11 protein-coding genes are annotated in these 13,588 nt (G+C 63.1%); 10 read left to right on the forward strand and 1 reads right to left on the reverse strand.

All coding sequences use genetic code 11. The features are described 5' to 3' along the window. Nucleotide 1 precedes the first annotated feature (1 nt). Complete coding sequence (locus CJ178_RS21740; protein WP_095887643.1) at nucleotides 2-1,153, forward strand: acyl-CoA dehydrogenase family protein; 1,152 nt, start codon at nucleotides 2-4, stop codon at nucleotides 1,151-1,153. A 30-nt stretch (nucleotides 1,154-1,183) separates the two neighbouring features. On the opposite strand, the gene CJ178_RS21745 is transcribed toward CJ178_RS21740, so the two are convergent. Further along, on the reverse strand, nucleotides 1,184-1,750 hold the full coding sequence (locus tag CJ178_RS21745) for a DUF3558 family protein (RefSeq protein ID WP_143547533.1): 567 nt from the start codon (nucleotides 1,748-1,750) through the stop codon (nucleotides 1,184-1,186). A gap of 138 nt (nucleotides 1,751-1,888) precedes the next feature. On the opposite strand from CJ178_RS21745, the gene glf reads away from it, so the two are divergent. From glf to CJ178_RS21790, 9 genes are all read left to right on the forward strand, one after another. Continuing rightward, nucleotides 1,889-3,103: a UDP-galactopyranose mutase gene (gene glf, locus CJ178_RS21750; RefSeq protein WP_045066334.1), complete on the forward strand. Its 1,215-nt coding sequence runs from the start codon at nucleotides 1,889-1,891 to the stop codon at nucleotides 3,101-3,103. Further along, nucleotides 3,100-5,013 (forward strand): glycosyltransferase, encoded by a 1,914-nt coding sequence (locus CJ178_RS21755; protein WP_045066335.1) that lies wholly within the window; start codon nucleotides 3,100-3,102, stop codon nucleotides 5,011-5,013. Before glf ends, CJ178_RS21755 begins: the two co-directional genes overlap by 4 nt. Nucleotides 5,014-5,050: 37 nt before the next feature. After that, nucleotides 5,051-5,542, forward strand: coding sequence for a phosphatase PAP2 family protein (locus tag CJ178_RS21760; RefSeq protein ID WP_033235239.1), 492 nt, complete (start codon nucleotides 5,051-5,053; stop codon nucleotides 5,540-5,542). Further along, nucleotides 5,539-6,444, forward strand: a complete 906-nt coding sequence (locus CJ178_RS21765) for a decaprenyl-phosphate phosphoribosyltransferase (RefSeq protein ID WP_092805591.1) — start codon at nucleotides 5,539-5,541, stop codon at nucleotides 6,442-6,444. The genes CJ178_RS21760 and CJ178_RS21765 overlap by 4 nt, the downstream gene beginning before the upstream one ends. Then, complete coding sequence (gene zomB / locus CJ178_RS21770; RefSeq protein ID WP_033235161.1) at nucleotides 6,422-8,338, forward strand: flagellar motor control protein ZomB; 1,917 nt, start codon at nucleotides 6,422-6,424, stop codon at nucleotides 8,336-8,338. The genes CJ178_RS21765 and zomB overlap by 23 nt, the downstream gene beginning before the upstream one ends. 318 nt (nucleotides 8,339-8,656) lie before the next feature. Beyond that, the gene (locus tag CJ178_RS21775) at nucleotides 8,657-9,667 is read left to right on the forward strand and encodes an alpha/beta hydrolase (RefSeq protein ID WP_045066340.1); all 1,011 of its coding nucleotides are present in this window, start codon (nucleotides 8,657-8,659) and stop codon (nucleotides 9,665-9,667) included. Between the two features lie 366 nt (nucleotides 9,668-10,033). Further along, complete coding sequence (locus CJ178_RS21780) at nucleotides 10,034-11,920, forward strand: alpha/beta hydrolase-fold protein (protein WP_045066342.1); 1,887 nt, start codon at nucleotides 10,034-10,036, stop codon at nucleotides 11,918-11,920. A gap of 118 nt (nucleotides 11,921-12,038) precedes the next feature. Further along, nucleotides 12,039-12,590 (forward strand): DUF732 domain-containing protein, encoded by a 552-nt coding sequence (locus CJ178_RS21785; protein ID WP_045066344.1) that lies wholly within the window; start codon nucleotides 12,039-12,041, stop codon nucleotides 12,588-12,590. A gap of 3 nt (nucleotides 12,591-12,593) precedes the next feature. After that, nucleotides 12,594-13,547: a cutinase family protein gene (locus CJ178_RS21790; RefSeq protein ID WP_095888091.1), complete on the forward strand. Its 954-nt coding sequence runs from the start codon at nucleotides 12,594-12,596 to the stop codon at nucleotides 13,545-13,547. Nucleotides 13,548-13,588: the final 41 nt, after the last annotated feature.

Here is a 13,588-nt window from a genome sequence, read left to right on the forward strand (position 1 = left end):
CATGGGAACCAAGCGCAAGCCGTCGTGGTACGACGACGAGATCACTGCAGTCGCCGAGCTGGCCCGCGGATTTTTCGATCGTGAGCTGATCGCGAAGCGTGAGCAGTGGGACGCTCAGCATCGCGTCGACCGTTCCGTGTGGCTCGAAGCCGGCAAGCTGGGCCTGCTGTGCTGCTCCATTCCCGAGGAATACGGCGGGGGCGGCGGAACCTTCGCGCATGACCTCGCTGTCTTCGAGGCACAGGGGTACTGCGGCGACTACGCGCTTGGTAACTCCGTGCACAGTGGCATCGTCGCGCACTACGTGCTCGAGTACGGCAACGAAGAGCAGAAGAAGGCGTGGCTGCCGGGAATGGCGACGGGTGAAATCCTCGGCGCCATCGGAATGACCGAGCCGGGAACAGGTTCCGACCTCAAGGCCATCACGACGTCGGCGATCCGCGACGGCGACCACTACGTGGTGAACGGGTCGAAGACATTCATCACCAACGGTGGCAGCGCCGACATGATCGTGCTCGCCGTCAAGACGGACCCCAAGGCCGGCGCCAAGGGTGTTTCGCTCTTGATCGTCGATCTGCGCGACTGCGAAGGCTTTGCCGTTGGCCGCGTGCTCGACAAGGTCGGCCAGCACGGAGCCGACACGTCCGAGCTCTCGTTCACGGACGTCCGCGTTCCCGTCTCGAATCTCCTGGGCGAGTCCGAAGGCCTCGGCTTCGGTCAGCTGATGGCGCAGCTGGTGCAAGAGCGTCTCATCATCGGCGCCCAGGCCATCGGAACCATCGAGCGGGCCGTCGAGGAGACCGTCGCGTACACCAAGGCGCGTCAAGCGTTCGGGCACAGTCTCTTCGAGTTCCAGAACACAGCATTCGAACTGGCCGAGTGCCAGACCATCGCCCGCACCTGCCGGGTGTTCCTCGACAACTGCATCGAGGATCACCTCAACGGTGAACTCGACGGTGCGGACGCCGCGATGGTCAAGTACTGGCTCACCGAGCAGCAGTGTGCCGTCGTCGACCGTTGTGTTCAGCTCTACGGCGGCTACGGCTACATGCGCGAATACCCGATCGCGCGCATGTACGAAGACTCCCGCGTGCAGAAGATCTACGCCGGCGCCAACGAAGTGATGAAGGGAATCATCGCGAAGAGCCTGTAGACGCCAGCTCTCGAGGACGCCCTGGCCGTCTCACTCCAGGGCGTCTTCGATGGTGGTCGCGGCAGAACGGACGCGAGAACACATGCTGGCGCGACTGATGTAGGTGTCGTCTTCCCTGATGACCACCATGCTGTTGTCCGTCATGTCCAGGACGATCACGCAGCCGGGTTCGAACTCCTCCTCGGATTGGGTGAGAACAAATGCCTGATGTGTGCCGATGGTGATTTCTTTGCTGTCGGCTGAGACTTCCTGCGCAAGACGCGCTGCAAATGGGGCGGCAACAACGTCGTAGCTCGCGATTCGCAACTCGAAATCCGGGCCACGCCACGCGCAGTCGTCCAGCAGCGTGGTAGCCGATTCCATCGACCGCTCAGCGGTGGACTTGTCGACGTTCAACTCCGTCGCGACGTCGTCGGGAATGTCGCACAAACCGTCGTCGGCTGCTGGTTCGGGGGACGGTGTGGTGCTGGTAGGGGACTGTTCGAGCGTGGCCGTTGCCGCCTGAGCCCGCGCAGTCCCTTCGACGCTGCGACCGCATCCGGTCACCACCGAGATCAGAACGGTCGCCAGCATCAGCGCTCCGGCTATGCGTGTCATGTCGGGCCCCACCTCCCGCTGCCCACCCGGGCAGCCCACGTGCTTGGACGCATCGGACCGGGGTATCGGTTCCACAGCGGGTGTGATCACGACTGCTAATACGCCCCCGGTAGATCAGGTCCGATACCCTGGTTCATCGTGACCGCTGCAAATTCAGAGACCGCCCTTGCTCAGTACGACCTCATCGTCGTCGGTTCGGGATTCTTCGGGCTGACCATCGCCGAGCGCGCCGCCACCCAGTTGGGTAAGCGAGTGCTGGTTCTGGATCGCCGTCACCACCTGGGTGGCAATGCCTACTCCGAGCCCGAGCCGGAGACAGGCATCGAGATCCACAAGTACGGAGCGCATCTGTTCCACACTTCCAACAAGAAGGTCTGGGACTACGTCACCCAGTTCACGGAATTCACGAACTACCAGCATCGCGTCTTTGCGCTGCACAAGGGCCAGGCGTACCAGTTCCCCATGGGGCTCGGCCTCGTCTCGCAGTTCTTCGGCCGGTACTTCACGCCGGAAGAGGCACGCGCGCTCATCGCGGAGCAGTCCAGCGAGATCGATGCGAAGGACGCCTCCAACCTCGAGGAGAAGGCGATCTCGCTGATCGGCCGCCCTCTGTACGAAGCCTTTGTGCGTGACTACACCGCCAAGCAGTGGCAGACCGATCCCACGGAGCTGCCCGCGGCCAACATCAGCCGCCTGCCGGTCCGCTACAACTTCGACAACCGCTACTTCAACGACACGTACGAGGGCCTGCCCGTCGGCGGTTACACCGCGTGGCTCGAGAACATGGTCACGGACCCCAAGATCGAGGTCCGCCTCGACACCGACTACTTCGACGTCCGGGACGAGCTGCGCAGCGCCAACCCCGACGCACCCGTCATCTACACCGGCCCGCTCGACCGCTACTTCGACTACTCCGAAGGTGAGCTGGGCTGGCGGACCCTCGACTTCGAGACCGAAGTTCTGCCAGTCGGCGACTTCCAGGGCACCCCGGTCATGAACTACAACGACGCGGACGTCCCGTTCACCCGCATCCACGAGTTCCGCCACTTCCACCCGGAACGCGAGTACCCGGCCGACAAGACCGTCATCATGCGCGAGTTCTCACGCTTCGCCGAGTCGACCGACGAGCCGTACTACCCGATCAACACGCCGGAGGATCGCGCCAAGCTCGCCGCGTACCGCTCACGCGCCAAGGCGGAAACCGCTGACAACAAGGTGCTGTTCGGTGGCCGCCTGGGCACCTACCAGTACCTCGACATGCACATGGCCATCGCCAGTGCGCTGACGATGTTCGAGAACACCCTGCGTCCGCATCTGGAATCGGGTGCGGAATTGGCAGGGGAGAGCGAATGAACGCACGTCATCTACTCGAGGGTGAAAACGCCGACGTGGGGGACGAGGTGAGTTACCTCGGTAAGTCGCTTCTCCAGCGGATCATCCTGCCGCGCGCCGGTGAACCACTCGACGTTCGTACGCTCTACTTGGAAGAGTCCTGGTCCAACAGTCGGCGGGCGCACTCGACGTCGCGCACGTCTGTAGCGCTCGGCGCCGAGACCGAGGTCTCGTTTGCCACCTACTTCAACGCTTTCCCTGCCAGCTACTGGCGACGCTGGTCCATCCTGAAATCGGTGGTCCTGCGTCTGGAACTGTCCGGCCACGGCCGCGTCGACATCTACCGTTCCAAGGCGGATTCCTCGCGAATTCACGTGGAAGGCAAAGAATTTGCCGACGGTGATGCAGCTCTGGAATTCGACGTCGAGCTTGCTCCGTTCGAAGACGGTGGCTGGATCTGGTTCGACATCACCACCGATTCGGCCGTGGTTGTCGAGAGCGGCGGCTGGTACGCCCCCGTCGAGGCTCCCGGCGAAGCGACTGTCGCCGTGGGTATTCCGACGTTCAACCGCCCGACGGATGCCGTGAAGGCACTTGCCGCGCTGGCATCCGATCCGCTGGTGTCCGACGTGATCAAGGCAGTCATCATGCCGGATCAGGGCACCCGCAAGGTGCGCGACGAGCCAGGATTCGCCGAAGCTGCTGCAGCGCTTGGTGATCGGCTCACCATTCACGATCAGGGCAACCTCGGCGGCTCCGGCGGATACAGCCGAATCATGTACGAGGCACTCAAGAACACGTCGTGCCAGCACATCCTGTTCATGGACGACGACATCGAGATCGAACCCGACTCGATCCTGCGCGCCCTGTCCTTCTCTAGGTTCGCGAAATCGCCGATGCTGGTGGGCGGCCAGATGCTCAACCTGCAGGAACGCAGCCACCTCCATGTGATGGGTGAAGTGGTCAACCGCGGCATCTTCATGTGGACCGCAGCGCCGAACGTCGAATACGACCACGACTTCTCGAAGAAGCCGCTGCGCGAATCGAAGCTCCTGCACCGCCGCATCGACGTCGACTTCAACGGCTGGTGGATGTGCATGATCCCGCGCCAGGTCGCCGAAGAAATCAAGCAGCCACTCCCGCTCTTCATCAAGTGGGACGACTGCGAATACGGTTTGCGCGCAAAGAAAGCCGGCTACCCGACCGTCACACTTCCGGGTGCCGCGATCTGGCACATGGCGTGGAGCGACAAGGACGACGCCATCGACTGGCAGGCGTACTTCCACCTCCGCAACCGTCTCGTGGTTGCCGCACTGCACATGCCGGGCAACGGACGCGGCCTCGTGGTCAACACGGTGAAGGCAACGCTCAAGCACCTGCTGTGCCTCGAGTACTCCACCGTCGCAATCCAGAACAAGGCCATCGCCGACTTCCTCGCCGGCCCCGAGCACGTCGCGAACATGCTGCCGACCGCACTCGGCGAGGTACACGCCCAGCGCAAGGAATTCTCCGACGCCGTCGTACTGCCGTCGTCGACGGAACTGCCACTGCCGTCAGGTGCCGACGTCGGAGACGTGAGCTTGCCGCTCACCACCGTCGCGAAGGTGACCCGAGTCCTTCGGGCCGCCGTTCACAACGTGAAGCCGGCCAAGGCCGAACACCTCGAGCGACCCCAGCTCAACGTGCCGACCATCGACGCCCGCTGGTTCCTGCTCTCGCAGGTGGACGGCGTCACCGTCACCACCGCCGACGGCCGCGGAGTCGTCTACCGCAAGCGCAACCCCAAGCAGGCACTCGAACTGCTCAAGGAAGCCACCCGGTTGCGCCGCGAACTTGCTGCCAGGTTCCCCGAACTGAAGAAGCAGTACCAGGATGCCGTTCCTTCACTGACCAGCACGGAAAGGTGGGAACGTGTCTTCGGTATCTCCTGAGGCTGTATCTCCCGAGGCTGTATCTCCCGAGGTCAGGATCCTCGCCGGAATCCAGTCGACCGTCGGGCAGGTGCCTGGAGCCGTCGCCGTTGCTCGCGGAATGTCGCACTTCGGTGAGCACTCACTCGGCTGGATCGCGATCGCTGCCGTCGGCGCTGCCGTCGACAAGCCGCGTCGCCGCGAATGGGCTGGCGCTGCAGTCGGTGCCTTCGGGGCACACGCCGCGTCGGTCGTGATCAAGCGTGTCGTGCGGCGCAAACGCCCGTCCGACCCGTCGTTGCAGGTCAACGTCTCGACGCCGAGCAAGCTGAGCTTCCCGTCCTCGCACGCCACGTCGACGACGGCGGCGGCATTCCTGATCGGTCGACTCACCGGGCTACCCTTACCGGCGTTGCTGGTGCCCCCGATGATGCTTTCGCGCCTGGTTCTGGGAGTTCATTACCCGACCGACGTGCTTGCCGGTGCGGCACTGGGCGCCGCATCCGCGGCGCTGGTGCATAAGGCCGAACAGAAATATGGAGAGAAATGAGCGAGGAAGCGGCCACGGTCAGCGGACCCCCTAAGTCCCTGCCCGCCGGCATCGTCAAGGCGCTCCGCCCACGCCAGTGGGTCAAGAACGTTCTCGTGCTCGCCGCGCCTATCGCGGCCGGCACAGCCACCGAAGCCGACGTGCTCTTGCCCGTCGCGCTGGCATTTGTCGTGTTCTGCATGGCGGCGTCCGGTATCTACCTCGTCAACGACGCGATGGACGTCGAGGCAGACCGAGCGCATCCCACCAAGCGCTTCCGCCCCATCGCGGCCGGAGTTCTGCCCGTCAACATCGCGTACGGCATGGCCGTGGTGCTGCTGTCCGGTTCGATCGCTCTCTCGTTCATCGCCAACTGGCAACTTGCCGTGGTGATGGCCGTGTACATCGTCATCCAGCTTGCGTACTGCTTCGGTTTGAAGCACCAGGCCGTCATCGACATCTGCATCGTGTCGTCCGGATTCCTGTTGCGCGCCATAGCCGGTGGCGTCGCAGCCGAGATCGAACTGTCGCAGTGGTTCCTGCTGATGATGGCATTCGGTTCGCTCTTCATGGCTGCCGGAAAGCGGTACGCCGAACTGAAGCTGGCCGAACGTACCGGCGCCAAGATCCGCAAGTCGCTCGAGAGCTACACGATGACCTACCTGCGGTTCGTGTGGACGATGGCCGCGACGGCACTCGTGCTCTGCTACGGACTGTGGGCCTTCCAGCAGGACGACATCAAGGGCACCAACTGGTACGCCATTTCGATGGTCCCCTTCACTGTCGCAGTGCTGCGGTACGCCGTGGACGTCGACGGCGGCGAAGCCGGTGAGCCCGAGGAAATCGCGCTCGGTGACCGGGTTCTGCAATTCCTCGCAGTGGCGTGGATCGGAGTAGTGGGTGTCGCTGTCTACATCGTCTGAGCCGGCCACTGAAGCCGACCAGGTCGCCGACACCGCGGCACCGAGCACCACCCCTAACCGAGCAGTTTTCCTCGGCGGGGTGGTGCTTGCTGCCGTCCTCACGTTCTGGGGAGCGTGGGAGCGTCGATGGATCGCCGACGACGGACTGATCGTCCTGCGCACGGTGCGAAATCTGCTGGCCGGCAACGGCCCCGTCTTCAATGCCGGTGAACGCGTCGAGGCGAATACGAGTACCGCGTGGACGTACATCGTCTACGCCTTCGGCTGGCTGACGCAGATCCGGCTCGAATATGTCGTCCTGGCAATCGCTTTGGTGCTCTCGACCGCAGCTGTGGTCTTGGCGATGCTCGGAACGGCCCGCCTGTACCGCGATCTGCGACCAGGCGTCGGCGGGACGGTTTTCCTCGTTCCGGCCGGCGTTCTCGTCTACATTGCTGTTCCGCCCGCCCGAGATTTTGCGACGTCCGGCCTCGAGACGTGCCTGGTGATCTTCTGGATCGCGCTGCTGTGGTTGCTGATGGTTCGGTGGGCACAGGCGTCAGTACCGTCGACGGCGTCGATTCTGATTCTCTCTTTTGTTGCCGGGCTCGGGCCCCTCGTGCGCCCGGAGATGGCGATCCCTGGTGCTCTCGCGCTGATGATGATCGTCGTGTCCGCAGGCTTGACGTGGAAGGTCCGCGCGATGATCGTGGTTGTCGCCGGACTCGTTCCGGTGGCGTACCAGATCTGGCGCATGGGTTATTACGGGCTTCCGTACCCCAATACCGCGGTCTCGAAGGATGCAGGCGGTGCAAAGTGGTCGCAAGGATTTGCCTATCTGTGGAATCTCGTCGGACCGTACTTGCTGTGGTTGCCTTTGCTGTTTCTCCTGGTCGGTGCGCTGCTACTTCTTGCGATCGGCAGGAACGAGCGCACGTCCGCGCCCCAGACCGTTTCAGGGTCGCGCTGGGTGCGGTTGCAGGCGTGGTTGCGCACCCCACGCGCCGTTGTCACGTTCATTCTCGGTAGCGGCCTGATTCTGGGTGTGTACTCGGTTCGAGTCGGTGGCGACTTCATGCACGGCCGCGTCCTGCTTCCGGTGTTGTTCTGCCTTCTGATCCCGGTGGCGGTCATTCCGCTTCGCGTCCCAGCGCGCACGGCATTCGGCCGCAACCGGGACACCGCGATCTTCGGTGTCTCCGCAGTGCTGTGGGTGGGGACCATCGTGTGGGCAGCCGTCGCCGCAAATACCACCGGCATGCCGGAAGGCTCGATCGTCGGACGCTCGGGCATCGTCGACGAGCGTGCGTTCTACGCTCTCAACACCGGTCACGAGCATCCGATCCGAGCCGAGGACTACCTCGACTACCCCTGGATGCGAGCAATGGTCGAGACCATCGCGGACACCCCGGACGGTGGACTACTCATTCCGTCTCCCAGTTACAACGCGTGGTTCGTCGTTCCGCCGCCAGGGCCGATAGACGAATCGGGCGAGCATGTCGTTTTCTTCCTGAACCTCGGTATGACGAGCATGAACGTCGGGCTCGACGTTCGTGTGCTCGATCAGATGGGATTGGCGTACCCGCTCGCCGCGCACACGGAGAGGCTGGAAGACGGCCGGATCGGTCACGACAAGAACCTGTATCCGGATTGGGTGGTTGCGGACACCGGGATGGTCGACGTCCACCCGTGGCTGCCCTTCTTCCTCGACGAGGAATGGGTAGCTGACGCGAAGCTGGCGCTGACCTGTCCGGAAACGCAGGAGTTGCTGACCTCCTACCGCAGTGAATTGACGTGGGCGCGATTCAAGCAGAACTTCCGTCAGGCATTCGACTTGGCAAAATATCGATTCGATCGAGTGCCCGCGTACGAACTACAGCGATGTGGTCTTGTGCCACTTGAAACCCAAAAGTGATGCAGATCACTATGCCGTAGGAGAAAACATGTTGCGATCCCGTAACGCTCCCGTGATCGGCGCCGATGTATCCGAAGACGATTCACCTACCCGAAATGCTCCCGTGAGCACCAGGGGAGAAGCGCCCGGTGGTTGAGATCCATTTGTCACAACCAAACCTGTGACATAGGGTCCACCGAGCGCAGTGTGACTTGGAACGAGGTCCGCTGCCAGTCTGGTTTGTCCAGGCTGGCGCACATACCTGTTCCCCGACGGAATCCGTCGGTACTTCCCCTAGTCGGGGGTAGCTACCGCAGACGAAGAGAGAGAGCAGTATCCATGCGATTTGCCCCGACGAGGCTGACACAGCGCCTCAAGCACCGAGCACTTGCCATCGGTGCGGCAGCACTCGTGCTTCCCCTTGCCGCAGGCGTCGCCGGTAGCGCAGTTGCTACCGCTGCTCCCGCGCACGCTGCACCGGTCCAGACCGCGCCGTGGGGCGGATTCGAAGAGCTGTGGGTGCCCTCCACGATGGGCAACATCAAGGTTCAGGTCCAGTGGGCCGCTCGCGGCGGAAACGCTGCCCTTTACTTGCTCGACGGCCTCCGCGCTCGTGACGACGCCAATGCGTGGAGCTTCGAGACCAACGCTCTCGAGCAGTACCGCAACGACAACATCACCCTCGTGATGCCGGTCGGCGGACAGTCCAGCTTCTACACCGACTGGTACGCACCCTCGAACTTCAACGGTCAGCAGATGACCTACAAGTGGGAAACCTTCCTCACGGAAGAGCTGCCCAACTTCCTCGCGAACTACGGCGTCTCGCCTAACAACAACGCTGTCCTCGGCCTGTCGATGGGTGGCAGTGCCGCACTGACTCTCGCCGCGTACCACCGCGACCAGTTCAAGTTCGCCGGCTCGCTGTCGGGTTACCTGAACATCTCGGCTCCCGGTATGCGTGAAGCAATCCGCGTCGCGATGCTCGATGCCGGCCGCTTCAACGTCGACTCCATGTGGGGACCCCCGTGGAGCCCGGCATGGCTGCGCAACGACCCGTTCGTCTTCGCGCCTCGCCTCAAGGGCCTGTCGATGTACATCTCCGCAGCGAGCGGTCTGACCGGTAAGTACGACAACCCCAAGGGCTTGGTCGGCTACTACAACACGGCAAACGCCATGGGCCTCGAAGCACTTGCGCTGGCCAACACCCGTGCATTCCAGATCCGGATGAACACGCTCGGCATTCCGGCCACCTACAGCTTCCCGTCCAACGGCACCCACTCGTGGGCGTACTGGTCCGAGGAACTGTTCAAGGCCCGCGGCCAGATCCTCGACACCATGAACGCCTGGTGACCATGCTTCACCGCTTTACCGTGCATCACTGCGTGGCGCTGCATCACCGCAAGACCTAGACAGACAAGTGCCGTTCCGGACTTCCGTGAGGAAGACCGGAACGGCACTTCTGTTTTGGAGATGCCGTAAACAGGAACTTCGGTAACAATTGCACCACCAGTAACAGCGCGGCAACCCCTAGTCGGAGTCGTTTCCGTGTAGAAAGAGTTTCGACAGGGCTCTGGTCGCCGAGGTGGTGTGCGAGGCAGAGATGCCTCGCCGCGTAGGCACTGAACACGTGAGATACCGAATACGTGAGACACCGAGTACGTGAAACACCGGGTAGTAAGACACGCGGACCGGAAGTAAGGGAAAGAGAGTGAACTCATGCGAGTAGGCCTTGCCAAGCGGGACCGCAGTCGGTCCTTCGGGACCTATAGAACCAAGGTCGTCGGAGCGCTGGCAGCACTGCTGGTTCTGCCGATCGCAGCAGGTCTGACCACGGCAGGAACCGCTGCCGCTGCGCCGAGTCCGGCCCTCACCGCGCCCGCCGCAACCCAGAACCAGGGCGGCGCCACCGTCGGCAAGGTCGAATGGCTCAGCGAGCGCCGTGTCGCACTGTGGATCAACTCCCCGTCGATGGGAATCCCCATTCAGGTTCAGATCCTTCTGGCCCGCGACTGGAACGTGAACCCGTCGGCAACCTTCCCGTCCGTCTGGATGCTCGACGGCCTTCGCGCCACGGACATCGAGAACGGCTGGACCGCCGAGACCGACGCCGAGTCGTTCTACGCGGACAAGAACGTCAACGTGATTCTCCCCGTCGGTGGACAGTCCAGCTTCTACTCCGACTGGCTCGAGGCCGACAACGGTGTGTTCTACCAGTGGGAGACGTTCCTCACCAAGGAACTTCCGTCCATCCTCGAGAACGATTGGCGCACAACGCAGACCCGCGGCGTGGTCGGTCTCTCCATGGGTGGCACGGCCGCGATGTCTCTTGCCGCGCGCAACCCCGGATTCTTCAAGTTCGCCGCGTCGCTCTCGGGCATCCTCACCACGACGTCGCTCGGAATGCCGCAGGCAATCCAGTTCGCGATGAACGACGCGGGCAAGTTCAACTCCGCAGCGATGTGGGGCCCGCCGTCGAACCCGCAGTGGGCAGCCCACGATCCGTACACCCAGGCCGACAAGCTCAAGGGCGTCAGCCTGTACGTCTCGAGCGGTAGCGGCACCACCGGACCGTACGATCAGCCGTCGGGAATCCCCGGTGTCAGCACCAACTACGCCGGTATGGGCCTCGAGATTCTTGCGCGCCTGACCTCGCAGACATTTGCGACCAAGCTCAACTCGCTCGGCATTCCCGCGCAGATCAATTACCGCCCGTCCGGCACGCACTCGTGGCCGTACTGGCAGTTCGAGCTTCATCAGCTGTGGCCGCAGCTCGCCAACGCGCTCGGCACCGACGTGGAGAAGCCGGCATGTGGCGCTTCGGGTGCCATCGCGGCAACCGCAGCGGCAAACAGCTGGATCGGTGACTGCGTCACAGCCGAGTACAGCGTCGCGGGTGGCCTGGCTCAGGACTTCCGCAACGGCCGCATCTACTGGACCTCCGCCACCGGCGCTAACCCCATCGCGGGCCGTATCGCCGGTGAGTACATGAACACCGGCGCAGCTGCCGGCCCGCTCGGCTTCCCGACCACGCCTGAACTCGGAACCCCCGACGGTCAGGGACGGTTCAACCACTTCCAGAACGGCTCCATCTACTGGACCTGGTGGACCGGCGCACACGCCGTCCGCGGAGCGATCCTCAGCGAATGGGCAGCACAGGGCTACGAGGGTGGCCCGCTCAAGTACCCCACCGCAGCGGAGATCGCGACCCCCGGCAAGGCCGGCGCCGTGCAGGGCTTCGAAATCGGCGCCATGTACAACAGTGCAAACGGCACGTACGCCGTGCTCGGCATGATCATGGGCAAGTACGGCGAACTCGGTTGGGAAAACGGATGGCTCGGGTTCCCGAAGTCCAACGAAGTGGCGATCAAGGACAACGGTCGCTTCACGGAGTTCGACGGCGGCAACATCTACTGGAGCCCTGCAACGGGCGCCTGGTCCGTCGCCAACGGCCCGATCTTCGACGGATGGAAGAGTGTCGGCTACGAAGGCGGCAAGCTCGGATACCCGCTCAGTGACAAGTTCGACATCCCCGGTGGAACTCAGCAGAACTTCCAGTTCGGCTGGATCACGGTGATCGACGGCAAGACCGAGATTCACCCGTAGGACGCAACGTACGACACACAACGCACGGCGGGCGGGCCCGATCACGGATCGGTGCCTGCCCGCTGTGCGTTGCGTAACCTGATGATGGACTTTCGACTGAAGGCAAGGACGGACATTGATGTCGCTTTTCTCGGGTAACCGAAATACTTTTGCGCGCGCGATCGCAGTGGGCTCTCTGACACTGATCGCCGGTGGGATGCTCGTCGCTTGTGGAAGTGACGACTCGACGGTCACCTCCACCCCGACCACGACGTCCGTCGCGGCATCGTCGTCGGCTGCGAGCAGTTCGGCTTCCGCGAGCGCGACCACAACGGCGTCCGCAGCGCCCACCAGTCCCGGAGCGGCCGCTACGGCTCCGCCGGAGCAGCCCCAGAGCATCGAGGGTTTCCCCGGTCCGACAGAAGTAGAGGTCAACCCGCAAGCACAGGCATTCCTCGACGGTTTGAAAGCCAAGGGAGTTACTCCCGAGGGTGACGGCAGCATCGCGATCAACACGGCCAACTACATCTGCGCCGCGAATGTTCAGGGCACCTCGGACGAGGAGATTCTTGCGTTGGTGACGGCCGTCGTGGGTTCCGCGGCGACGGATGGCACTGCGATCACGTCAGAGCAGGCCACCGCCAACGCTCAGATCTACATCGATGTCGCCAACGCCACATTCTGCAAATAGATGATGGCGCGAGGCGGAAAGCGTCGGGGTTGCCTGGTCCCGCTGCTGATCATTCTGGTGGTCGCTGCCGTGGTGATCGGCGGTTGGTACATCCTTGCCGGGCGGGTGCCGACACCCGAGCCGTTGCCACCCGGACCGGAGAAACCGGCGTCGCAGCCGGCTAGTTGTCCCGATGTCCAGGTAGTTGCCATCCCTGGAACCTGGGAGTCCAGCGCTGCCGACGATCCGTATGCTCCGGCGGCAAATCCGGCTTCGTTGATGCTCAACGTCACGGGTCCTTTGCAGAATCAGTTCGACGCTTCACGTGCGGATGTCTACACGGTTCCTTACGTTGCGCAGTTCTCGAATCCGGTGGCGTTTCCGCCGGACGGGCAGCAGTCGTACAACAACAGTCGGGGTGCGGGAACTGCTGCCACCAACGACTTTCTGGTGCAGCGCCATGCCGAGTGCCCACTGACGAGTTACGTACTCACCGGCTTCTCGCAGGGCGCGGTCATCGCCGGTGACGTAGCCGCAAGTATCGGCAACGGGACGGGCGCAGTGCCGGCAGATCTGGTGCTCGGTGTCGGCTTGATCGCGGACGGGCGTCGTGATCCCGCGTACGGAATTACCGTTGGCCCAAGCGTTGCCGGTGTGGGTGCCGAGCTGTCGCTGAACGGTTTGAAGTTGCCGGGTCTGACGATGACGGGTCCCCGTGAGGGTGGGTTCGGCAAGCTGAACGACCGCACCTATCAGATCTGTGCGCCGAGTGACGGAATCTGTGACGCCCCGGCAGGAGCGATGAATCCGGGCAACCTCATGACGTCGCTGCCGCGTTTGGCGGAGTACTACAACAATCCTGTGCATGCCATGTACAACTCCTTCCAAGTTGATTCGGAGGGCACGACGGCGACCCAATGGGTGGCACAGTGGGCAGCGGACATGATCAACGGTGCGCCGACGCCGCCGCACAGTTGATCCTTTTTGTCTGGCTGGGGTGCGTCGGCGAGTAGTCTGCT

The organism is Rhodococcus sp. ACPA4, assembly GCF_002300185.1.
GTDB lineage: Bacteria > Actinomycetota > Actinomycetes > Mycobacteriales > Mycobacteriaceae > Rhodococcus_F > Rhodococcus_F globerula.

Excerpts from the sequence above, each read along its gene's own strand:
- CJ178_RS21740 (WP_095887643.1), top strand. The coding sequence starts at position 2 with ATGGGAACCAAGCGCAAGCCGTCGTGGTACGACGACGAGATCACTGCA.
- CJ178_RS21745 (WP_143547533.1), bottom strand. The coding sequence starts at position 1,750 with ATGACACGCATAGCCGGAGCGCTGATGCTGGCGACCGTTCTGATCTCG.
- CJ178_RS21755 (WP_045066335.1), top strand. The coding sequence starts at position 3,100 with ATGAACGCACGTCATCTACTCGAGGGTGAAAACGCCGACGTGGGGGAC.
- CJ178_RS21765 (WP_092805591.1), top strand. The coding sequence starts at position 5,539 with ATGAGCGAGGAAGCGGCCACGGTCAGCGGACCCCCTAAGTCCCTGCCC.
- CJ178_RS21775 (WP_045066340.1), top strand. The coding sequence starts at position 8,657 with ATGCGATTTGCCCCGACGAGGCTGACACAGCGCCTCAAGCACCGAGCA.
- CJ178_RS21780 (WP_045066342.1), top strand. The coding sequence starts at position 10,034 with ATGCGAGTAGGCCTTGCCAAGCGGGACCGCAGTCGGTCCTTCGGGACC.
- CJ178_RS21785 (WP_045066344.1), top strand. The coding sequence starts at position 12,039 with ATGTCGCTTTTCTCGGGTAACCGAAATACTTTTGCGCGCGCGATCGCA.
- CJ178_RS21790 (WP_095888091.1), top strand. The coding sequence starts at position 12,594 with ATGGCGCGAGGCGGAAAGCGTCGGGGTTGCCTGGTCCCGCTGCTGATC.